The sequence below is a fragment of the Shewanella aestuarii genome (assembly GCF_011765625.1).
GTDB classification, from domain to species: domain Bacteria; phylum Pseudomonadota; class Gammaproteobacteria; order Enterobacterales; family Shewanellaceae; genus Shewanella; species Shewanella aestuarii_A.
The window spans coordinates 1,772,913-1,795,960 of record NZ_CP050313.1; the positions used below are offsets into that span (position 1 = coordinate 1,772,913).

General features: G+C 41.3%; 17 protein-coding genes. 11 read left to right on the plus strand and 6 right to left on the minus strand.

Annotated features, from left to right (window positions below; genetic code table 11):
* Positions 1-99: 99 nt before the first annotated feature.
* The gene (locus HBH39_RS08100) at positions 100-993 is read left to right on the plus strand and encodes a LysR family transcriptional regulator (RefSeq protein WP_167677215.1); all 894 of its coding nucleotides are present in this window, start codon (positions 100-102) and stop codon (positions 991-993) included.
* Between the two features lie 212 nt (positions 994-1,205).
* On the opposite strand, the gene HBH39_RS08105 is transcribed toward HBH39_RS08100, so the two are convergent.
* Genes HBH39_RS08105 through HBH39_RS08115 form a run of 3 tightly spaced genes read right to left on the minus strand, consistent with a single transcriptional unit; the run spans position 1,206 to position 3,983 of the window.
* On the minus strand, positions 1,206-1,844 hold the full coding sequence (locus HBH39_RS08105; protein WP_167677216.1) for a LutC/YkgG family protein: 639 nt from the start codon (positions 1,842-1,844) through the stop codon (positions 1,206-1,208).
* Positions 1,844-3,229: a lactate utilization protein B gene (locus HBH39_RS08110; RefSeq protein WP_167677218.1), complete on the minus strand. Its 1,386-nt coding sequence runs from the start codon at positions 3,227-3,229 to the stop codon at positions 1,844-1,846. The genes HBH39_RS08105 and HBH39_RS08110 overlap by 1 nt, the downstream gene beginning before the upstream one ends.
* 10 nt (positions 3,230-3,239) lie before the next feature.
* A complete protein-coding gene (locus tag HBH39_RS08115; protein WP_167677220.1) occupies positions 3,240-3,983 on the minus strand; it encodes a (Fe-S)-binding protein in 744 nt (247 codons plus the stop codon).
* A 344-nt stretch (positions 3,984-4,327) separates the two neighbouring features.
* Here HBH39_RS08115 and HBH39_RS08120 point away from each other — a divergent pair, with 344 nt between their 5' ends.
* The 6 genes from HBH39_RS08120 to HBH39_RS08145 all read left to right on the plus strand — a co-directional run bounded on the left by HBH39_RS08120 (position 4,328) and on the right by HBH39_RS08145 (position 13,705).
* The gene (locus HBH39_RS08120; RefSeq protein ID WP_167677222.1) at positions 4,328-4,984 is read left to right on the plus strand and encodes a GntR family transcriptional regulator; all 657 of its coding nucleotides are present in this window, start codon (positions 4,328-4,330) and stop codon (positions 4,982-4,984) included.
* Between the two features lie 64 nt (positions 4,985-5,048).
* Entirely contained in the window at positions 5,049-5,927 is an 879-nt protein-coding gene (prpB, locus tag HBH39_RS08125) for a methylisocitrate lyase (protein WP_167677224.1), read from the plus strand.
* Positions 5,928-6,019: 92 nt separating this feature from the next.
* Entirely contained in the window at positions 6,020-7,144 is a 1,125-nt protein-coding gene (prpC, locus tag HBH39_RS08130; protein WP_167677226.1) for a bifunctional 2-methylcitrate synthase/citrate synthase, read from the plus strand.
* 68 nt (positions 7,145-7,212) lie between these two features.
* Entirely contained in the window at positions 7,213-9,801 is a 2,589-nt protein-coding gene (acnD, locus tag HBH39_RS08135; RefSeq protein WP_167677228.1) for a Fe/S-dependent 2-methylisocitrate dehydratase AcnD, read from the plus strand.
* A gap of 74 nt (positions 9,802-9,875) precedes the next feature.
* Positions 9,876-11,051, plus strand: coding sequence for a 2-methylaconitate cis-trans isomerase PrpF (gene prpF, locus HBH39_RS08140; protein WP_167677230.1), 1,176 nt, complete (start codon positions 9,876-9,878; stop codon positions 11,049-11,051).
* A gap of 497 nt (positions 11,052-11,548) precedes the next feature.
* The gene (locus HBH39_RS08145) at positions 11,549-13,705 is read left to right on the plus strand and encodes a cation:proton antiporter (RefSeq protein ID WP_167677232.1); all 2,157 of its coding nucleotides are present in this window, start codon (positions 11,549-11,551) and stop codon (positions 13,703-13,705) included.
* A gap of 185 nt (positions 13,706-13,890) precedes the next feature.
* Here HBH39_RS08145 and bcp read toward each other — a convergent pair whose 3' ends face one another.
* Both bcp and HBH39_RS08155 read right to left on the minus strand, forming a co-directional pair.
* On the minus strand, positions 13,891-14,355 hold the full coding sequence (bcp, locus tag HBH39_RS08150; RefSeq protein WP_167677234.1) for a thioredoxin-dependent thiol peroxidase: 465 nt from the start codon (positions 14,353-14,355) through the stop codon (positions 13,891-13,893).
* A gap of 101 nt (positions 14,356-14,456) precedes the next feature.
* A complete protein-coding gene (locus tag HBH39_RS08155) occupies positions 14,457-14,993 on the minus strand; it encodes a glycine cleavage system protein R (RefSeq protein WP_167677235.1) in 537 nt (178 codons plus the stop codon).
* Between the two features lie 353 nt (positions 14,994-15,346).
* On the opposite strand from HBH39_RS08155, the gene dapA reads away from it, so the two are divergent.
* From dapA to HBH39_RS08175, 4 genes are all read left to right on the plus strand, one after another.
* The gene (gene dapA / locus HBH39_RS08160) at positions 15,347-16,231 is read left to right on the plus strand and encodes a 4-hydroxy-tetrahydrodipicolinate synthase (RefSeq protein ID WP_167677237.1); all 885 of its coding nucleotides are present in this window, start codon (positions 15,347-15,349) and stop codon (positions 16,229-16,231) included.
* 3 nt (positions 16,232-16,234) lie between these two features.
* The gene (gene bamC / locus HBH39_RS08165; protein ID WP_167677239.1) at positions 16,235-17,335 is read left to right on the plus strand and encodes an outer membrane protein assembly factor BamC; all 1,101 of its coding nucleotides are present in this window, start codon (positions 16,235-16,237) and stop codon (positions 17,333-17,335) included.
* Between the two features lie 499 nt (positions 17,336-17,834).
* Positions 17,835-18,917 carry an efflux RND transporter periplasmic adaptor subunit gene (locus HBH39_RS08170; RefSeq protein WP_167677241.1) on the plus strand — a complete coding sequence of 361 codons (1,083 nt, stop codon included), beginning with the start codon at positions 17,835-17,837 and terminating at the stop codon, positions 18,915-18,917.
* On the plus strand, positions 18,914-22,006 hold the full coding sequence (locus HBH39_RS08175; RefSeq protein ID WP_167677243.1) for an efflux RND transporter permease subunit: 3,093 nt from the start codon (positions 18,914-18,916) through the stop codon (positions 22,004-22,006). Before HBH39_RS08170 ends, HBH39_RS08175 begins: the two co-directional genes overlap by 4 nt.
* Positions 22,007-22,095: 89 nt before the next feature.
* On the opposite strand, the gene HBH39_RS08180 is transcribed toward HBH39_RS08175, so the two are convergent.
* Positions 22,096-22,986 carry an MBL fold metallo-hydrolase gene (locus HBH39_RS08180; protein WP_167677245.1) on the minus strand — a complete coding sequence of 297 codons (891 nt, stop codon included), beginning with the start codon at positions 22,984-22,986 and terminating at the stop codon, positions 22,096-22,098.
* Positions 22,987-23,048 lie beyond the last annotated feature (62 nt).

Consider the following 23,048-nt stretch of genomic DNA (forward strand, 5'->3'; position numbering starts at 1 on the left):
TTTGAAAAGTGTTAGTCCTGTAGGTGTATGTTATAACTTGTTATATGGCTCTTGCATTTGGCAAGAGCAATATTCAAGGTTTTTTCAGTTGAGAGTTAAATGAACGAAAATAGTGCCATCGAATTACAACTCATTCATCTTTTTGTCCATTTAGTTAGTGTCGGTGGTTTTTCACAGGCCGCCACTAAGCTTAATATGCCTGTTGCAACAGTCAGTCGAAAAATTGCCAAGTTAGAAGCAGCGTTAAATACCCAGTTGATTATGAGAAGTACCCGAAAGTTACGATTAACAGAAGAGGGGGCTGAGCTGTTTGAGCGTTATAGCAAGTTAATCTATCAGTTTGATGAATTACAGCACAGAGAAAGCCGCCCTACGGGCACATTAAGAATTGCTACGCCTATCTCTATCACTTCGATGATTTTGATTGAAGCCTTTAATGAGTTTTCAAAATTGTATCCAGAGATCAATTTACACATTAGTCAAAATAATCAAACAATTGACTTAATTGATGAAGGAGTTGATGTTGCGATTGTTGGCGGGGCGCAACCTGATTCATCTTGGGTTTCTAAGTCGCTAGGTGTACTCAACTATGGTTTATTTGCTTCGAAAAATTATCTCGCCAGCGCCGCAGAAATAAATCATCCACAAACATTAAACCAACACAATTTAATTAAGGTATGGCCTTTATTTAATTGGAATTTAACTAAAGGTACTGAGCAGTATTATTATGATGGTGAGGCTAAAATTACTTTAGCAGATTTGTATGCTGCGGTGAGATTAGCGGTCAATGATGGCGGTATCCTGTATGGTCCAGAGCTATTCGTCAAACAACAATTAGCACAAGGGCAACTAGTGAAGGTACTTCCGCAGTGGCGTGGAGAAAATCGACGAATTTGTTTGTTGTATCATCAACGTAAACAACAGCCGCAAAAAGTGAAGTTATTTATCGACTTTATGTTATCTAAATCTGAGACACTTTTTGATTTACATTAACGGGTGTCAGTAACAGCGTCTACCTAGAAGTAATTTTTATAATTATTTATCAATATCTTAACAGTAAAAAGCAAGAGTGACCTAGTGTGATAAAAAAATCGAAACTAGGGCAGCTCTTGCTTATTTCATCAGCGGCTTAATACAGTAAATGCGCTACACATGATTTACTGCAAGTAAGCTAAGAGATTGAACTATTTAGCCGTACTTGCTTGTTACAACATATACACTTTCAAACTGCATGCGCCGTGTGCACCTACCACTAATGCTTGTTCAATATCTGCTGTTTTGCTTGGCCCAGCGATAAAGGTACCAAAGCTATTGTTGCTAAAATCGATTAATTTAGCGGCTTGGTGCATGTTCGCCACAACATTTTGACTATTTAATGCAATGATCAAGTTTTCACAGATAAAAGGTAACACACGATGAACATATTGTTGTTCATCACTCGTCAGGCTGGCTAATTGCTGGCTATCAATCCACACAGCCCCATTTTCAGCGACACCAAATTGCGCCGGTAAAATGGCATAGTCTATTGATTTCAGCTCATGTGGGCTATCAGGAAGAATTTGATTTCCTTCTATGCCTGCAACTAATGATAGTACCTGATTACCTTGACTGATTAAGGTATTCACATCGGTTTGTAATAAGCCAAGGGTATTGCCATCGGGTGCTAAAACCGCTTCACCTGCAACAGTTTGTAAGCTTGCTTTAAATTTGGCTTCTATCTCTGACTGAGTCATGTTGACATCAGCAAAAGGGGCAAGGTTTGGCATCGATGCTTGTGTTGTATCCTTAACCGGCGATAGAGAGGTTTGGCTTAACGCCTGTAAAATAGCTTGTTTACTGGACATTATTTCGCCTCCGATTTATTCGCTTTGTTTTGCTTGTACCATGTATCAAAGCTTGATTTTGGTGCTACAGGTAACTCTCTGTACTTACCCCATGCACCTGAAAATGGCTTGATAAGACTGTGTGGTAACACTCTTAATGCTATTCGGGCACTACCCATTGCACAATTAAATGCGGTTGGGCTGCTCATTAACTTGCCCACCAAAGGCATATAACTGCTTTTGCCAAATGGCAGTGTTCTTTGCTGCGCTTTTAGTCTGCGATGATGGGCAATAATTTTATCTAATGGTACTTTTGTAGGGCAGACATAACTACAACTACCACAAAGGGTACACGCCCAAGGAATAGAGTTAGTTTCATCATGCTTGGCACCTACAGCAATACCAATCGGGCCAGGAATGGTGTAGTTGTAACTGTAACCACCTGAGCGACGATAAACAGGGCAAGTATTTAAGCAGCCACCACAACGGATACATTTTAATGATTCAGCAAGAATTTTATCTTGCATGATGTCACTACGACCGTTATCAACGATGATAACGTGCATTTCACCGCCCGGTTTCGCGCCTTTATAGAAAGAAGAATAAGTGGTACTTGGCTGACCTGTTGCGTTTCTAGCAAGCATTCGCATGAGCACCATGGCGCTATCTGCTGATGGAATAACTTTATCTATTCCCATGGAGTGCAATTGCAGCTTAGGCAAATTTGCCCCCATGTCTGCGTTACCTTCATTGGTACACACCACAACTGCGCCAATGTCAGCAATAGCCATGTTAACGCCTGTCATTGCTGCGTCAGCGGATAAAAACTGTTCTCTTAAATGCGCACGGGCTGCACGGGTTAAGCGTGTCGGATCTGATTCACCTTTGGGCGTATGCAGCTTCTCGTGAAAAAGATCACCCACTTCTTCTTTTTTCATGTGGATGGCTGGTACCACAATGTGTGAGGGCGGTTGATTGTTTAATTGAATAATACGCTCGCCCAAATCAGTGTCGATTACCTCAATGCCATGTTTTTCTAAATAGGGGTTTAGATGACATTCTTCAGTCAGCATTGATTTTGATTTAACCAGTTTTTTGACTTGGTGCTTGGCTAAAATCGATAACGCAATTTGATTGTGCTCAGCCGCATCTTTGGCCCAATGTACATGGATCCCATTAGCTTGGCAGTTTTTCTCAAATTCAACTAAATAATGGCTTAAATTAGCTAAGGTGTGCAGTTTAAGTTCAGAACCTAATTGTCTTAGATCTTCCCACTCGGGCACACTTGCCGCTGCACGGTCGCGCTTTTCTCGTAATGTCCATAATGCTTTATTGTGCCAATCTACACGATTTTCATCACGACAAAATATGGTTGCCTTATCGGCATGGTTTTTAGATTGTGTCATATCTTTGTCCTTATAAAGCGGCATCAATAATTTGCGCAATGTGGCGTGTTTGGATCAGCAGCAATTGGCGGCGGATCATGCCATCAAGGTGAAGTAAACAGGATGGGTCGAAGCCAACTACATACTGGGCATTCGTCGCTGCATGGGCTTGAGCTTTGTCTTTGCCCATTTTTGCAGACACTGCGCCTTCATCAACGGCGAACGTACCACCAAAACCACAGCATTCATCGCGGCGATCTGGGTAGACAATGTTTATGCCCTCAATACCTTGTAGAACAGCTTCAACTTTATTGAACTGTTGTCCCATTGATTCACTTGGGGTTGCTAGACTTAACATGCGTAAGCCATGACAACTCATTTGCAAACTAACCGTATGGTTAAATGGATATTTAAAACGAGGGATTGGCGAAATATCATGTAAAAACTCTGTTAGCTCATAAAGTTTATCGATAACTTCTTTGGCTTCTGGGCTGTCGTCAAACTCATGAAAATTTTCTTTTGCCGCCACAAGACAAGAGGCTGCAGGGCAGACGATTGCTTCGCACTCAACGCCTTTAAATGCGTTTAATAATTTCAGAGTGGTATTTTTTGCTTCATCAAAACAACCTGAGTTTGTCATAGGTTGACCACAGCAGGTTTGACCCTCAGGGAAGATGACCTCATGCCCTAGCTTTTCAAGCAGTGACAAAGTGGCAATGGCCACATCGGGCATCATTTGGTTGACTAGGCAGGGAATAAATAACGCGATTTTCATATGATTTAGCCAAGAAATTTTATGTGCGACTAATTTAAGCAGATTTAGCAAATTTAAATAGTATTAAAACGGTAATGAAAGCCGCTGATATTTTCATTTTTGAGAACTAACTTCATTCTAAACACGCATTGGTATTTAGTGGGTGATCCCATTTTTGATTGTCGACAATAATATGAGTCAACTAAACCATCATATTCATCTGGCCCGAGTATCTTAAGATTTAATGAAGTAGACCTTGATTCAGCAGAATCAAACTTTGTCGACAATATCGACTGGGTTGGGGTTGTTTTTATCTTTCTTGGTGTTATATTGTCGACATGTTAATGGTTTTATATGAATTCGATATGTATTTAACAAATGAACTGCCAATAACCGCTGCTGATAAAACCTTTATTTTACTTCGAAATGATATCGTTGAAGGCAGAGTGGTTGCGGGATCTAAGTTAAGTGAAACAGAGTTGTCGACAAAGTATGCGGTGAGCCGAGCGGTGATCCGTGAGGCAATTAATCGTTTAGAGGCTTGTCATATCGTTGAACGAAAAGCCAATGTGGGTGCCAGAGTTGTGGCATTAAGCCCTGAGGGATTATCTCAACTTTATCAAGTACGTGAATCGTTAGAAGGTATGGCCGCAAGGCTTGCTGCGGTGAATATGACCGAAGATGAAATTAACGATTTACAGGGATTACTTCAAAATCATTTTGATGAAATTAAAGATGGCCAATCATATTATCAAGAAGCTGGCGATGTGGACTTTCACTATCGAGTTATTTTAGGCAGTAAAAATAAGCATTTAATCTCCATTCTATTTGATGGAATTTATCACTTAGTTCGCATGTATCGGGTGCAACTTGGCATGGCTGGCCCACGAGTGAGCACCGCATTTGATGAACATAAAAATATCGTTAACGCTATCGCTAATCGTGATCCAGAATTAGCCGAAATGCTAATGCGTCGTCACATCACCTATTCAAAAAATAATATTGAAAACAAACTGAGTTAGACCGGTATTAACCATACCAAGGTCAATATCAACCATGCTTTATGTAAAAGACAAGGAATCTAATATGAGCGCAGGTAAAAAGTTTCGTCAGGCATTGGCGGCAAATAAACCACTTCAAATTGTCGGCACTATTAATGCTTACAGCGCGATGATGGCAAAACAGATTGGTCATCAAGCCATATACCTATCTGGTGGCGGTGTGGCGAATGCATCATATGGTTTACCTGATTTAGGCATGACGTCATTGAATGATGTGATTGCCGATGTGCAGCGCATCACGTCTGCTTGTGACTTACCTTTATTAGTGGATATTGATACGGGTTGGGGCGGCGCATTCAATATTGCCAAAACCATTCGCGATATGGAAAAAGCCGGCGCAGCGGCAGTTCACATGGAAGACCAAGTGGCACAAAAGCGCTGTGGTCATCGTCCTAATAAAGAAATTGTTTCGGTAGATGAGATGGTTGATCGCATTAAAGCGGCGGTCGATGCACGCACAGACCCTGACTTTTTCATTATGGCTCGCACCGATGCCTTTGCACAGGAAGGCTTAGAAGCCGCCATTGAACGTGCTAAAGCTTATGTTGCTGCAGGCGCTGACGGTATTTTTGCCGAAGCTGTAAAAACTGAAGAGCATTACCGTGCATTTGCTGATGCGTTAGATGTGCCCATTTTGGCGAATATCACCGAATTTGGCCAAACCGAACTTTGGAATAAAAAGCAATTAGGCGAGTGGGGTGCAGCTATGGTGTTGTATCCATTAAGCGCTTTTCGTGCAATGAACAAAGCGGCTGAAATGGTGTATACCTCAATTTTAGAACAAGGCGATCAAAAGGCGGTTGTCGATATGATGCAAACCCGCATGGAATTATACGATTACTTGGGATATCACGATTACGAGCAAAAATTAGATAGCCTGTTTGCTGAAGGCAAAAATAAGTAAATAAATCATTAGTTCAAATAATATTGTCATTTTTAATACCCTACAACCATTGAAGTGACAAAGTAGATGGTAACAATAATAGGAATACGATCATGGTAGATAAAAAATTAAGCGGAGCAGGTTTACGCGGTCAAAGCGCAGGTGAAACCAAGTTATGTACAGTGGGTAAGTCTGGTTCAGGGTTAACTTATTGTGGCTATGATGTAAAAGATCTTGCCGATAATGCCACCTTTGAAGAAGTAGCCTATTTACTTTTTAATGGTGAATTACCTAACGAAGCACAGCTTGCAGCCTATAAAAAACAACTTATGGCACAGCGTGACTTACCACAAGCACTGAAACAAGTATTGCAACTTATACCTGCTGATACACATCCAATGGATGTGATGCGCACGGGTTGCTCATTTTTAGGAAACCTCGAACCAGAAGTTGATTTTACCCAGCAGCATCAAGCCGCTAACCGTTTGCTTGCGGCGTTTCCTGCCATCATGTGTTATTGGTATCGTTATAGCCATGACGGCGTTGAAATTGATTGTGTTACCGATGAAGACTCTATTGGTGGTCATTTCTTAAAATTGCTCCGCGGTGAAACGCCATCAGAACAACATCGCCGAGTTATGGATGTGTCATTAATTTTGTATGCCGAGCATGAGTTTAATGCATCAACTTTTACCGCTCGTGTTTGTGCATCTACATTATCGGATATGTATTCATGTATTACTGGTGCAATTGGTTCGTTACGTGGCCCATTACATGGTGGTGCTAACGAAGCCGCAATGGATATGATCCAAAAATTCACCTCACCAGAAGATGCCAAAATTCAAATGGCGGGAATGCTTGAGCGCAAAGAAAAAATTATGGGATTTGGTCATGCGATTTACCGTGAGTCCGATCCACGTAATGTAATCATCAAAGCATGGTCTGAAAAATTAGCCCATGAATTTGGTGATACTTCCTTATATGACATTTCAGTCGCATGTGAAGAATACATGTGGGATACCAAAAAGCTATTCTGTAATGCAGACTTTTTCCACGCATCGGCTTATCACTTCATGGGCATTCCAACCAAGTTGTTTACCCCTATTTTTGTATGTTCACGCCTAACAGGCTGGGCGGCACATGTGATGGAGCAACGTAACAACAACCGCATTATTCGCCCAAGTGCGGATTATGTGGGTAGCGAACCTCGTGTGGTTACGCCAATCAGCCAACGTTAGCAAGTCAACATAAACAGCAATGCAGCTAAATGCGTTGCTGTTTCATTTATCAATGTGTGGATGACATTATGAATAGCCAATTTCGTAAACCGCTGGCAGGTAGCCAATTAGATTATTTTGACACCCGCGAAGCCGTTGAGGCCATCGCGCCAGGTAGTTACGATAAACTGCCTTATACCTCAAAAGTACTTGCCGAAAACCTCGTACGTCGTTGCCCTGCGGATAGCTTAACGGATTCTTTAAAACAAATTATTGAACGTAAACGTGACCTAGATTTTCCATGGTTTCCAGCCCGTGTAGTATGTCACGATATTTTAGGGCAAACCGCATTAGTGGATTTAGCAGGGTTACGTGACGCGATTGCTGAAAAAGGTGGTGACCCGTCTAAAGTGAATCCGGTTGTGCCGACTCAACTAATTGTTGATCATTCTTTGGCCGTTGAACATGCTGGGTTTGAAAAAGATGCTTTTGCCAAAAACCGCGCCATTGAAGATCGTCGTAATGATGATCGCTTTCATTTTATTAACTGGACCAAAACTGCATTTAAAAATGTTGATGTGATCCCGCCGGGTAATGGCATCATGCATCAAATTAACCTTGAGCGTATGTCACCCGTCATTCAAGTGCGTGATGGCGTGGCATTTCCTGATACCTTAGTGGGTACTGACAGCCATACCCCAATGGTTGATGCATTAGGGGTTATTGCCATTGGTGTGGGTGGTTTAGAAGCCGAAAGCGTGATGCTAGGGCGCGCATCATACATGCGCCTACCTGACATAATTGGGGTTGAGGTGATCGGTAAGCCCCATGCTGGCATCACAGCTACCGATATCGTGCTTGCATTAACTGAATATCTGCGTGCACAAAAAGTGGTGTCATCCTATTTAGAATTTTATGGTGAAGGCACAAAACATCTTACTTTAGGTGATCGAGCCACTATTTCTAATATGACCCCAGAATATGGCGCAACTGCTGCGATGTTCTCAATTGATGAACAAACCATAGATTATCTACGTCTAACTGGTCGTGAAGATGACCAAGTTGCCTTGGTTGAAACCTATGCTAAAGCCACTGGTTTATGGTCAGATGATTTAAAACATGCTCAATACGAGCGCGTATTGCAATTTGATTTATCAACGGTCACTCGTAACATTGCTGGGCCGTCTAATCCACATAACCGTGTAGCAACCTCTGATCTTGCTGCACGTGGTATTAGTGGTGTGGTTGAAAACGAGCCCGGAAAAATGCCAGATGGTGCTGTGATTATTGCCGCTATCACTAGTTGTACCAATACCAGTAACCCACGCAATATGATTGCTGCGGGTTTACTAGCTCGAAATGCTAATGCTAAAGGATTACTGAGAAAGTCATGGGTTAAGTCTTCTTTAGCGCCTGGGTCTAAAGCCGTTCAGCTTTACCTTGAACAAGCCGGTTTGTTACCTGAGTTAGAGCTGCTTGGTTTTGGTGTGGTCGCTTTTGCCTGTACAACCTGTAATGGTATGAGTGGCGCATTAGATCCTGTTATTCAGAAAGAAATCTTAGATCGTAAACTTTACACCACAGCCGTGTTATCCGGTAACCGTAACTTTGATGGCCGTATTCATCCTCATGCTAACCAAGCGTTTTTAGCATCGCCGCCATTGGTTGTGGCCTATGCCATTGCCGGTACCATTCGCTTTGATATTGAGAAAGATGTACTAGGTATTGATCAACACGGCAACGAAGTGCGCCTAAAAGACATTTGGCCAACAGATGAAGAGATTAATCAAATCGTAAAATCCAGTGTTAAACCTGAGCAATTCCGTCAGGTTTATAACCCAATGTTTGATATCAAAGTGGAATATGGCTCGCACATCAATCCTCAATATGATTGGCGACCACAAAGCACCTATATTCGTCGTCCACCTTACTGGGAAGGCGCGTTAGCAGGTGAGCGCACCATGAAAGGGATGCGTCCATTAGCTGTGCTTGGCGATAATATCACTACGGATCATTTATCACCTTCTAATGCGATTATGTTAGACAGTGCCGCCGGTGCCTATTTAGCCAAAATGGGGTTGCCAGAAGAAGACTTTAACTCTTATGCAACCCATCGCGGTGATCATCTAACAGCACAGCGCGCTACTTTTGCCAATCCAAAACTGTTTAATGAAATGGTGCAAGAAAATGGCAAGGTCAAGCAAGGCTCATTAGCGCGTATTGAGCCTGAAGGTCAAGTCACTCGCATGTGGGAAGCCATTGAAACCTATATGGAACGTAAACAGCCACTGATTATTGTCGCAGGCGCTGATTATGGTCAGGGCTCATCACGTGACTGGGCAGCAAAAGGGGTACGCCTTGCGGGGGTCGAAGTCATTGTGGCTGAAGGTTTTGAACGTATCCATCGCACTAATTTGGTGGGTATGGGCGTATTGCCGCTTGAATTTCTAAAGGGTGAAAACCGTCATACTTATGCGATTGATGGTACTGAAACCTTTGACGTTATTGGTGAACGTAAACCCGGTGCTCAACTCAGCCTTATTATCCATCGACGCAACGGTGAGCAAGTGACAGTTGCTGTTAAGTGTCGTTTAGATACCGCTGAAGAAGTCTCGATTTATGAAGCTGGCGGGGTTTTACAACGCTTTGCTCAAGACTTTTTAGAATCGAATAGCTAATGGCTTAACCTTCAACCTAAGGTAAATTGGCGGTTTATGGCTATCCATAGCCGCCTTTTTTATAAGGAAAGAATATGCGTTTTAAACCTCAAATTAAGATACCTGCAACTTATATGCGTGGCGGCACCAGCAAAGGGGTATTTTTTAATCTTAGCGACTTACCCATTGAGGCGCAGCAGCCAGGTAGCGCACGCGATGCGATACTATTGCGAGTCATTGGTAGCCCAGATCCCTATGGTAAGCATACAGATGGTATGGGCGGTGCAACCTCAAGTACCAGTAAAACGGTAATTTTGGCTAAAAGTAGCCAAACTGATCATGATGTAGATTACTTGTTTGGCCAAGTGGCAATTGATAAACCTTTTATTGATTGGAGTGGTAATTGTGGCAATTTAACCGCTGCGGTGGGCTCATTTGCTATATCAAATGGTTTGATTTGCCCTAGTAACATTGTTGAAAACGGCATTACTACGGTCAAAATTTGGCAAGCAAACATTAAAAAAACAATTATTGCCCATGTGCCTATGACAAACGGAGAGGTGCAAGAAACCGGTGATTTTGAACTGGACGGGGTGACTTTTCCAGCTGCAGAAGTACAAGTTGAATTTATTGACCCCGCAGATGGGGAAGGGGCAATGTTTCCAACGGGTAACGTGATTGATCAGCTTGACGTGCCTCATATTGGCACATTTAGCGCTACGTTAATCAACGCCGGCATCCCAACAATATTTTTAAATGCTGCCGATATTGGATACACAGGAATTGAGCTGCAAGATGCCATTAATAATGACGAACAAGCATTAGCACGTTTTGAAACAATTCGCGCGTATGGTGCGGTTAAAATGGGGCTGATCAGCCATATTGATGAGGCGAAAGCTCGTCAACATACACCTAAAATTGCCTTTGTGGCTCCACCTGCGGATTATGTCAGCTCAAGTGGCAAAAGCATTAAAGCGGCCGAGATTGACCTATCGGTTCGGGCATTGTCTATGGGTAAACTGCATCATGCAATGATGGGCACCGCCGCCGTCGCTATCGGTACTGCAGCAGCAATACCTGGCACCTTAGTGAATTTGGCTGCTGGTGGCACTCAAAGGCAGTCGGTTGTTTTTGGTCACCCGTCAGGGACCCTTCGAGTTGGCGCTGAAGCCACATTAGTGGACGGTCAATGGCAAGTCACTAAAGCAATTATGAGCCGAAGTGCAAGGGTGTTAATGGAAGGGCAAGTGCGCATTCCCCAAATCGATTAATCCTTAATCACCAAATCGATTAATCCTTAATCACCAAATGGATTAATTGAGCTAAAAATATAGCCTATCAGAAACAGCCTGATTAAATTCAGGCTTTTTACTTTTAGCGCTAATTTGATTCTAAATCAATGGCTTGGATATACTCTGTGTTGCAATCTAAACTGTGATTTTGATCAAAATAATGCTTGATCCTCAATGTGATTTAGTATGTTATATGCTGAATTTTATCATTCACAAATAGTTTATATATCAAGATAACTATCTGATAAAAAATAAACAAATAGCTATTTTTTTGCCATAAGGAGAGTATAAGTTGTTAAGTTGCAATTATTTCATTTAAATGCAGTTAATTTATTTGTGACTTTGGCTATGATATCGACATGATTGCTTAGATCACCTTTGTCATTAATTGCAGTGGGCTACTTTGATGAGTAGCGGTCAACGCAAAGATAAGTTCGTTTTGTTTATTCAAACGAAGATAAAAAAAGGAAATAATTATGGTTGAACACATCACGGGTATGCTGGCATTAATCGGTGTACTTTCGCTTTTGTGTCAATGGGCTGGTTGGAAACTACGTCTTCCGGCAATTTTACCCTTATTGCTCTGCGGCTTATTACTCGGCCCAGGACTTAATATTCTTAATCCAGATGAAATTTTTGGCGATTTATTGTTCCCAATTATCTCATTAGGTGTTGCTGTCATTTTATTTGAAGGCGCACTCACACTTAATTTTAAAGAAATTAAAGAACATGGCCGCATGGTAACTCACCTTGTTACCATCGGCGCACTCATTACTTGGGCTTGTATTGCGCCTGCTGCGCATTTTTTAATGGGTTTTGATTGGCCTGTAGCCCTGCTATTTGGGGCATTAGTCGTGGTAACCGGGCCAACCGTTATTGTGCCTATGTTGCGAACAGTGCAGCCCAAATCTAAGCTTTCAAGCATTTTACGTTGGGAAGGTATTGTCATTGACCCTATCGGCGCATTACTCGCGGTTTTAGTCTATGAATACATCGCTGTAGCAGCGGATCCGACAACCCATTTGCTTTATGCATTGGGGCTCACACTGGTCATTGGTTTTGGTTTAGGTGCCGCTGCTGGTTACTTTATCGGTTTTGCTATTCGTAAAAATGTGTTCCCACACTACTTACGTAATACGGCAGTGTTAACCATTATGCTGGGTATCTTTGTTGGCTCTAATATGATCCAAGAAGAATCTGGATTATTAACAGTAACAGTAATGGGTATTTGGCTGGCCAACATGCGTGGTGTTGATATTGCCGATATTTTAGAATTTAAAGAAACCTTAACCGTACTGCTTATTTCGGCACTATTTATACTGCTTGCTGCTAGGTTAGATTCCAATGCTATGCTTGGCCTTGGCGCAGGGGCGTTTGCGGTTTTGTTTGTGGTGATGTTTATCGCTCGCCCTTTAAGTATTTGGATTTCTGGTCTTGGTACTAACTTAACCTCTAAAGATAAGTGGTTTTTAAGTTGGGTTGCGCCGCGGGGTATTGTTGCCGCCGCCATTTCATCACTATTTGCCATTAAATTAGAAGAGCTAGGGATTCATGGCGCTAGTTCAATTGTGCCCTTAGTGTTCTTTATTATTATCGGCACTGTGGTTATACAAAGCTTAACGGCTGGTCCTTGGGCTAAATATCTAGGGGTAAAAGAAGGTTCTAACCAAGGACTACTTATTTTTGGTGCTTCTAAGTTCTCACGTGATTTAGCCAAAGAACTTATCGCTAAGGATTTTAAAGTGGTATTAGCTGACAGTAACTGGGATAGTATCCGTCAAGCACGCATGGAAAATATTCCAGTGTATTTCGGTAACCCAGCGTCAGAGCATGCCACAAACTATCTCGATACCAGTGGTATTGGTCGTGTGCTGGTAATGTCGCCTTATCGTTCAATTAACCCACTGGTCAGTTTTCATTACCAAGATATATTTGGTTCAGAAAAAGTGTTTGGTTTAAATAACAGTGAAGCCAATGTGGGAAGCGGCCGTCATCAATTATCTGAGTCGTATTTAAAGCGTTTATGTTTATTTGGTGAAAATATTAGTTACGCCAAAATTGCCAGCTTAATGGCCAAAGGTGCAATTTTAAAAGTCACCAATATCACTGAAAACTTCACTTACGACAAGTTCAGAGAACGCTACGGTGAAACCGCTATGCCTTTGGTATACATAACTAAAGATGCCAAACTGCGAATTATCACCGCCGAAACAGGTAAGATCCCTGTTGGGGTTGAACTTATCAGCTTATTACCTGCAGAGGCACAAGAACAAGCGGTAATACAACGTGCGTTAGATGAAGAAGCTGCTCGTTTAGCTAAGATTAAAGCTGAAGAAGAAGCTAAAGCTGCGGCAGAAGCTCGCGCTATTCGTGAAGCACAAGAGGCAGAGCAAAGAGCGATTGAGAAAGCCCGTCGAAAAGAAGAAGAACTAGCAAAGTTTGCCGAAGCAGAACAAGCGGCTTTGCTGGCACAAGAGCAGGCAGATTTAATTGAGCTGGCGCAAGGTGAAAAAACGGCTGAAATTGAACAAGCGACTAATTTATCAAGCCAACAATTGCATGTTAACAGTGCTGAAGAGCAGGACGCTGAAGCTAACGGTATGGCTGATACCCCTGCAGTCACAAAATCATAGTGCGGCTTAACCGCAAAGCTTGAGTCACATAGATGGCAAAATAGATAAAATTGGCTTAGTGAAAACTAAGCCAATTTTTTGTTGGGTATTTATTCAAAGGCGTCAGGCCTGCTTGAAGAAATATTGCGTTTTTTGGGGATAACCAAGCTGTAACGCTGAGATATAAATCAAGTGATTGAAATGAATTATTTCAAAAGACCGAGTACGACTTCATGGTGGTCTTTGGTTTTAAATTTATTGATAAAGTGGCTGATTTTACCATCAGTCCCAATCATAAAACTTAAGCGATGAATACCGTCATATATTTTGCCCATAAATTTCTTTTCTCCCCACACACCGAATGCGTCGGCCACGGCATGATCTTCATCACTGAGTAAGTGAAAATTGAGCGCTTGTTTGTCAGAGAACTTAGTTAATCTTGAAACGGGATCAGGGCTTATGCCTAATACCGTGACATTTTCACTATCAAGTTGCTGTTTTATATCGCGTAACCCTTGTGCTTGCACAGTACAACCCGGTGTAGACGCTTTAGGATAGAAGTAAACTAAAACCGGCCCTTTTTTGAGACAATCTTGTAATGTGATCAATTCATCATATTGGTTTTTTAAAGCAAAAGAAGGGGCGATGTCACCGGCTTGTAATGTATTCATATTCATTCCTTGTTGATAAGCAAAAATTTTATAATAAAAAAGGGCATCTATTTATCAGCCCTTTATACGGTGCAAGTGGTTAATGGGTTTACCATCATTTTCTATGGTGTCGCAATACCCTGCATGCGTTTAATGTTGCACTCAAGCGCCATTTGTTCTGCTAATTCATAGATGCTGTTTTCAAGATTAACCAAATCGACTTTCTCTGGAATGTTGATGGCAAGAAATATCGACTGAGTTTGCAAGCCATCATTATCTTCAGCATGAGAGCGGACCGCGGCCAGATCTAATGAGCGGTCAGCTAAAAATTGAGTGATGGTTTTCATGGTGCCGCGTTGATCTTCACCACTAAATGTCACTTCTATCCGTGAGACAAAGTTTTTCGGTACGTGCTTAGAAGTGCGCTTCATCACAGTCATCAATTCTAATTCAACGCTTAAGCTGGGTAGTAGTGACTCAATTTTTGTGATGGCAGGCCATGATCCGGCAATCATCATAATTAAGGTAAACTCGTTTCCAAATAAAGCCATACGGCTATCGACAATATCGCAGTCGCATTCACTGGCTAAACGGGCTAAACGGCTAACTAAACCGGGACGGTCTGTGCCCATCGCAGTAACAACCAAGTGGTTGGTCATGGATTTTCCTCATTGTTTCGAGAGTAATTTTCGAACGGCAATTTGCAAGAGTAAATAATGCAAATCCAATCAATAATCTTAACATATCATGATTCAAAACCACCTAAAATCGGTCAATAAAATGTATTTGTTTATGTGATTGCTTGTTTTTGCACCACTTGAACTAAACAAGTAACGCTTATCTGACACAAGAGTGTTAAATTCACAGTTATAAAAGTATAAAACGCTATATATCTTGGGCATTGCAGCAGTATATGGCTTTTTAGTGTAATTTTGATTTGAACACTGCTAAAGCTTGTCATTAGTTCTTAGCATCAGTAACATAGCGAATCCTTAAAACTTGGGGAATAGAGATGATAAACGGAAGCATCGTAGCCATAATCACGCCAATGAACAGTGATGGCACAGTAGATTATGCCAGTCTTGAGCGACTAGTCGAATTTCATATCAATCAAGGCACAGATGCCATAGTTGCCGTTGGCACCACTGGCGAGTCTGCCACGTTGCCAATGAAAGAGCATATTGACGTTGTGAAGCAAACGGTTGCATTTGCCGCGGGCAGATTGCCTATTATTGGTGGTAATGGTGCAAACGCAACGGCTGAAGCGATAGAATTAACCAAGGCGCTACAAAGTACAGGTGTTAGCGCTATGTTAGGGGTGACACCCTATTATAATAAACCTACCCCGAAAGGGTTGGTTGCACATTATAAGGCCGTTGCTGCCAGTACTGATATTCCACAAATTTTATATAACGTACCGGGTCGTACAGCTGTTGATATGCAGCCTGAAACAGTTGCCAAGTTGTGCGATGTTAGTAATATTGTTGGCTTAAAAGAGGCTACAGGTGATGTGAGCCGTGTAGCAAAGTTACGCCAATTGTGTGGTGATGATTTTTTACTTTATAGCGGTGATGATGCCAGCGCGCGTGAATTTTTATTAGCGGGTGGAAATGGTGTGATATCAGTTGCTAATAATATCGTACCGCGTGCATTTAAAGATATGTGCGTTGCCGCACTTGCTGGTAATGCAGAACTTGCCGCCCAAATTGATAAACCATTATCCGGTTTATATAGTTCACTATTTTGTGAGGCAAATCCTATCCCAGTTAAATGGGCTGTTCATCGCATGGGTTTGATTGACCATGGCCATATACGTTTACCTTTAACTGAACTTTCTGAACAGTTTCATGGTCTGTTATTAGATACAATGAAAAAAGCACAAATAGAGGTGCAATAATACATGTTTAAGAAAGTCACCCCAATTATCCTGATCACAACTTTAGCGGCTTGTAGTACGCCTATTGACCGTCGCCAAGTAAACGGTAGTGATGAATATATTCAAGCACCTGTTGCGCCATTACTTACGATACCTGAAGGCTTAAATCAGCCTAAGTACAGTAAAGAATATGATATTCCTGAAGTAGGTAGCAAAGCTGATAAAACTATTATTGGCAAACGTTTGGATATTCGTCCACCGTTACAAGTATTGGCAATGGCTGAGGGCACTCATGTTGAGGAAAGTGCCGACAGTATCAAGGTGATAGTGGAATCTATCGATGCTAATCGAGATTTAAAACAAGAAATCAATGATGTATTACTGGGTTATTTAAATAAGAATAACGTGGCTGTTCGGTCAAATGATTATGAAAATGGTGTGATCGAAACTGACTGGATTGAAAACGAGGAAGTCATTGAGAAAAATCTTTGGGGTAATGATAAAGTTTATTTATTACGCCAACGTTATCAATTCAATATCAATGTTAAACCTCATGGACGTACCGGTGATGTCAGTATCAACTTGATTGAACATGAAGAATATTACGACCAAGATCAACAAGATATTTTCTTATCTGGTGAAGATAAACGTCGTTATACCATTGATATGTTGAATAATGCCGTAGCATACATGAGCATTGAACGTGAGCGCGCAATTCGTGCTGCACGTATTCAAGCCAGTTTGGGGATTGATGTTGATTTAGTTGATGGAAACGACACCACTGAGGCTTATTGGTTAGCTCAAGCTAATTTTAAGCAAACGTGGGATCGTTTACGTTTAGTGTTACCTGAAATGGGTTTTGATATTGTCGATATGGACAGTTCAAAAGGCTTATTCTTTGTTAATCTTGAAGAGAGTGGCGGATTCTGGAGCTCATTATGGGGTGAAGAACAGCTCAGTCTGCAAAAGGGCAACTACCGCATAATGCTAAGAACAACTGATGATGAGCAACAGACCAAAATTTTATTACACGATGTGGCCAATGAGCCATTGCCTAATGAGGCTATTGTCGAAGTATATCAACGTATTTCTGCGTTGATGAAAGAAGACCGAAAAGATCGTTAATAGCTAAATTGTTGTTCAATAAAACGAGATGCCATGAGCATCTCTTTTTTTATTCAATTATTTCTAATTTGTAAGCAAAGGTAAAACGGCTTGCAGTCACTAAGCTGCTGAGTACAATCATTGTAACTAGATCTCATTGCTTGTTTATTCAATCTAATGGGTAGTGAAACTAATACCAATCACGATAAGTAAGTGATCAAAAATAGCGTAGGAGAAACGCTTGGTAACGAGGCAGATTTTTCGATAAGTAGTTGTTATGCAATCAAAAAGTCTAATGCTGTTATCGAGTTTTTAACAAGCTAGGGTGATCAGTTATGTATTACGATTGGTATAAGCTAAAAAGTGATCCATTTCTTAGCAAAATCACTATTAGCAATGGTTGTTAATCTTGCTGAAGTCACACAAACTGTTTTCGAAAAATTAATAATGAAAAATATCATCGCTGCTGCAAGTTAAGCACAGCCTAGAACGATATAACCCTACTGAGAACTTAGCACTGATGAAAAAAATATTCCTAATACTTGCTATCTGTGGCATTGGTTTTTATGCATACAAAACAATGCAACCTCAACAAACAATGGCTCAACGTCCAAAGGCTATTCCTAACGTGGTGGTGGCATATGCCAAGTTAATGCCCATTCGTGATGAAGTCGAGGCAATTGGCACTGGCAAAGCAAATGAATCAATAACGGTTACTTCAAAAATTACCGAAGTGGTAACTGAAATTAACTTTGAGGATGGCGATTTAGTGCCAAAAGATAAAGTGCTGGTTCAGTTACAAGATGCTGAGCAACAGGCCAAAGTTAATGCTGCAAAAGTAAAGCTCAAAGAGCATCTGCGAGAGTTTGAACGTATCAGTAGCTTGGTTACCAGTAAAACCGTTGCTGAGTTAGAACGTGATAGATTACAAAGCTTAATCGACTCTGCCAGAGCAGAGCTTGATCAAGCTAATTCGGCACTAACCGACAGGGCTATTTCATCGCCATTTGCCGGTCGTCTTGGCTTGCGTCAAGTTAGTGTGGGCAGTTTAGTGTCAACTGGTGAGAAAATCACTACCTTGGATGATGTCAGTAAAATTAAGCTCGATTTCTCTGTTCCTGAGCGCTTTATTCAGCAGTTGCAAGCGGGGAAATTAGTTGAAGCCAGCGCAGTCGCCTTTCCTGGTCGTGTTTTTAAAGGTGAGGTGACCTCTATTGACAGTCGAGTTAACCCAGCAACACGTGCCGTTATGGTACGTGCAATTATCCCAAATGATGACCTTGCACTGTTACCGGGTATGTTGATGAAAGTAAAATTAATCAAACAAAGCCGTGAAGGATTGCTACTGCCTGAGTCTGCCATTATTCCTATTCAAGATAAGCATTATATTTACAGTACTAACCAAGACAATGAAGTGATCCAAATTGAGGTCAAACTTGGTGTTAGAATGCGTGGCTGGGTTGAGATTGTTGACGGCTTATCTGTGGGTGAACAAGTGCTTATCCGCGGTATTTTGAAAGTAAGACCTGGTGATAAAGTTACTATCCAAGAGGCGGAAAACTTCAATTTTGTACAAATTGAAACAGCGGAGAAATCAGCATGATTTTAACTGATATTTCTGTTAAACGTCCTGTTTTAGCATCCGTATTAAGTATTTTACTGGTGGTGCTAGGCCTAGTATCTTATGGCAAATTACCCCTACGTGAATACCCCAATATTGATCCGCCGATTGTGTCAATTGAAACCAGTTATCGCGGTGCAAGTAGTTCGGTAGTAGAAAGCCGAATAACTCAGCTTATTGAAGATCAAGTGAGTGGTATAGAAGGTATACGTCATATTAGTTCTTCAAGTAGTGATGGCCGTTCTAGTGTCACTATTGAATTTGAAATTAGCCGTGATATTGAAGCGGCAACCAATGATGTGCGTGACCGCATTTCTGGTTTAATTAATCGATTACCGGAAGAGGCTGATTCACCTGCTATTTATAAAGCCAATGGCAGTGATGAGGTGATAATGTGGCTGAACTTAGTTTCAGATCAAATGGACACCTTACAACTTACTGATTATGCCAATCGCTATTTAGTTGACCGATTCTCAGTGATTGATGGGGTATCAACACTGCGTTTGGGTGGTGGTAAGGTCTATGCTATGCGGATATGGATTGACCGGCAAGCACTGGCTGCTAGAGGTTTAACCGTAAGTGATATTGAGTCGGCACTGAGGTCTGAAAACGTTGAGTTTCCTGCAGGCTCAGTTGAATCAAAGGACCGTCATTTTACGGTTCGTTTAGAGCGGGTTTACCGCACAGCAGAAGATTTTGCTAACTTGGTGATCACCCAAGGCGACGATGGTTATTTGGTTAAGTTAGGTGATGTTGCTAAAGTTGAAATTGGTAGTGAAGAAGAGCGGATTATTTTCCGTGGCAACACAGAGTCGATGATTGGATTGGGTGTGAGCAAGCAATCTACTGCCAACACTTTAGAGGTTGCCCGAGCTGCTAATGCTTTGGTTGATAAAATCAATCCAACATTGCCAGCAGGAATGGAAATTAAGCGCTCTTACGACAGTTCAGTGTTTATTGAGCGTTCAATTGAAGAAGTGTATCAAACCTTATTTATTGCCATGATATTGGTCATTATGGTGATTTACCTGTTCCTAGGCAGCGTGCGGGCCATGCTAATTCCGGCCATTACAGTGCCGGTATCCTTGTTAGCGACTTTCATCGTGCTTTATGCATTAGGTTACACCATTAACTTACTGACTTTGTTAGCTATGATTTTAGCGATTGGTATGGTGGTTGATGATGCCATTGTGATGCTAGAAAACATACACCGCCGCATTGAAGAGGGTGACTCGCCATTAAAAGCGGCATTTCTAGGTAGCCGTGAAGTTGCTTTTGCGATTGTTGCTACCACATTAGTACTGGTTGCCGTGTTTATGCCAATTACTTTCTTAGAAGGTGATTTAGGTAAATTGTTTAAAGAGTTTGCGGTGACGATGAGTGCAGCGGTGATGTTTTCAAGCATCGTAGCGTTAACGCTCAGTCCAATGATGTGTTCAAAGTTGTTAAAACCAGCCGAGCAAGATACTTGGTTGGTAAAACAAGTGGATAAGTTGATGAATAAGGTAATTGACTTATATAAAGCGACCTTGTCAAAAGCAATCAAGCAACCTTTATTAGTTAGTTTATTGGTCATTATTTCATTTGCAATTAGTGGTTATTTAGTTCAAAAAGTGCCCCAAGAATTTGCTCCTCAAGAAGATAGAGGCTCAATGTTCTTAATTGTGAATGGCCCACAAGGTGCTAGTTTCGAATATATTGAAAAATATATGGACGAAATAGAAGGGCGGTTAATGCCATTGGTGGACAGTGGTGATATTAAACGTTTATTGATACGTGCTCCGCGTGGTTGGGGTAGCGGTTCTGATTTTTCAAATGGTATGGCGATTATTGTGCTTGAAGATTGGGGCCAGCGTCGCAGCGCAAATGAAATTATCGGTGATATTCGAAACAAATTATCTGATCTGGCTGGTATTCGTGCTTTCCCTATTATGCGTCAAGCTTTTGGCCGCGGTGTGGGTAAGCCGGTACAGTTTGTCTTGGGCGGCCCAAGCTATGAAGAACTTGCTCTGTGGCGTGACATTATGCTCGAAAAAGCCAAAGATAATCCAAAGCTTCGTGGTTTAGATCATGATTATCAAGAAACCAAACCGCAATTACGGGTTATTATTGATAAAGTGCGTGCTGCCGATTTGGGCGTATCAATATCACAAATTGGTCGTACTTTGGAAACCATGTTGGGCTCAAAGCTAGTGACCACCTTCATGCGAAATGGTGAAGAGTATGATGTGATCATTGAAGGTAATCGTGATAACCAGAGTACTGCTAGCGATATGGAAAACTTATATGTTCGCTCTGAGCAAACCAATGAGTTAATCCCTTTGTCTAACTTGGTGACGATTGAAGAGTTTGCCGATGCCAGTTCTTTAAATCGCTATAATCGCATGCGCTCAATTACGTTAGAAGCTAACTTAGCGGATGACTATAGTTTAGGTGAGGCGATTGATTATCTGAATAATCTTGCTTCAACTTACCTTCCAGCAGAAGCGGTAATTAGCTACAAAGGCCCTTCATTAGATTACCAAGAGTCAGGTAACTCAATGAACTTTGTCTTTGTATTAGCGTTAGGTATTGTGTTTTTGGTGTTAGCCGCTCAGTTTGAAAGCTATATCCATCCAATGGTGATTATGCTTACTGTACCGCTTGCGACAGTTGGGGCATTAATTGGTCTATGGTTTACCGGCCAAAGCCTTAATATTTACAGTCAAATTGGTATCATTATGTTAGTAGGGCTCGCAACTAAAAATGGTATTTTGATTGTTGAATTTGCTAATCAACTCCGTGATAGAGGTATTGAGTTTAGTGAAGCCATTTTACAAGCTTCGGCGCAGCGTTTACGCCCTATTTTAATGACAGGTATTACGACGGCTGCAGGTGCTTTACCTTTGGTGATGGCACAAGGTGCGGGTTCTGAAACTCGTTATGTAATTGGCGTTGTAGTGCTTTCAGGTATTACGTTAGCCACCTTCTTTACTTTGGTGGTTATTCCTGTGGCTTACAGTTTATTTGCTAAAAATAGCGGCTCGCCAGATACGGTTGCTAAACAGCTTGAACAAGAACTGAATCAGTAAACAATTAACTTGATAAACAAAAATTGAATAAAAAGCCAGTACTTAACAGTGCTGGCTTTTTGTTTTGTTAACATGAAAGTGAATTTAAATTACTTCAAATCTTGATAGAGAGTGTCTATCCATTTATCGGCATTAATAAATGCCCAACTCCAATCTTTGTACTTATCAGGCACGCCTGCCGCTTTAATTTGTTCTAAAGATTTACCTTCATTAATGTTTGCTTTCATCCAATTAATGCTGTCATCAAGCATATGTTTGAATTTGAGTAATTCACTTTTAGTCGCTAAATCACCATGACCTGGAATAATCTGAGTATTGTCGTCAATTTTCATCACAATCTTGCCCACATTATCTCGATAGCCAATGACAGAGCCGCCGCCTTTCAAATCAATATAAGGAAATCTGTCTTTAAAAAACAAATCTCCCATGTGGATTACATTATTTTTTTGCCAATAAACCACACTGTCGCCATCGGTATGGCCTGGACCTAGGTGAAGTACTTCTAATGTATCTTGATTGAAATGAATCGAGATATGATCCGAATAGGTGATTACAGGTAATGCTGATGCGGGGGTTTTATCATCACTCGCTAATCTTTTAAGCACGTTATGATGCGCTAAAATGGTGCCATTTGCGCCAAAGTGTGCATTACCACCTGTGTGATCACCATGATAATGGGTGTTAACTATGTACTTAGGCACGCCAGATTGAATTTTGTTTAATGAGGCACTAATTTTATCGGCCAGTGGTGCAAATTGGTCATCAATAATTAAGATGCCATCTGAGCCTGCTGACACACCGATGTTGCCGCCAGAGCCAATAAACATATAGGTGGTATCGGTCAGTTGCTGTGCGTTAATCTCAACATTTTTAAATCTGTCTTCATCAGCATAACTGACATTGGCGAGTGTGCTGCTAATAAGCACTAAACCACATATTGTGCTTGTATTTAATGTAGTTTTAAAACTGGATTGCACCATTATTGTTTCCCTTCAATTGTGAATTTGCCACCTTGATACGTTAACAATATCAAGATGGCTTT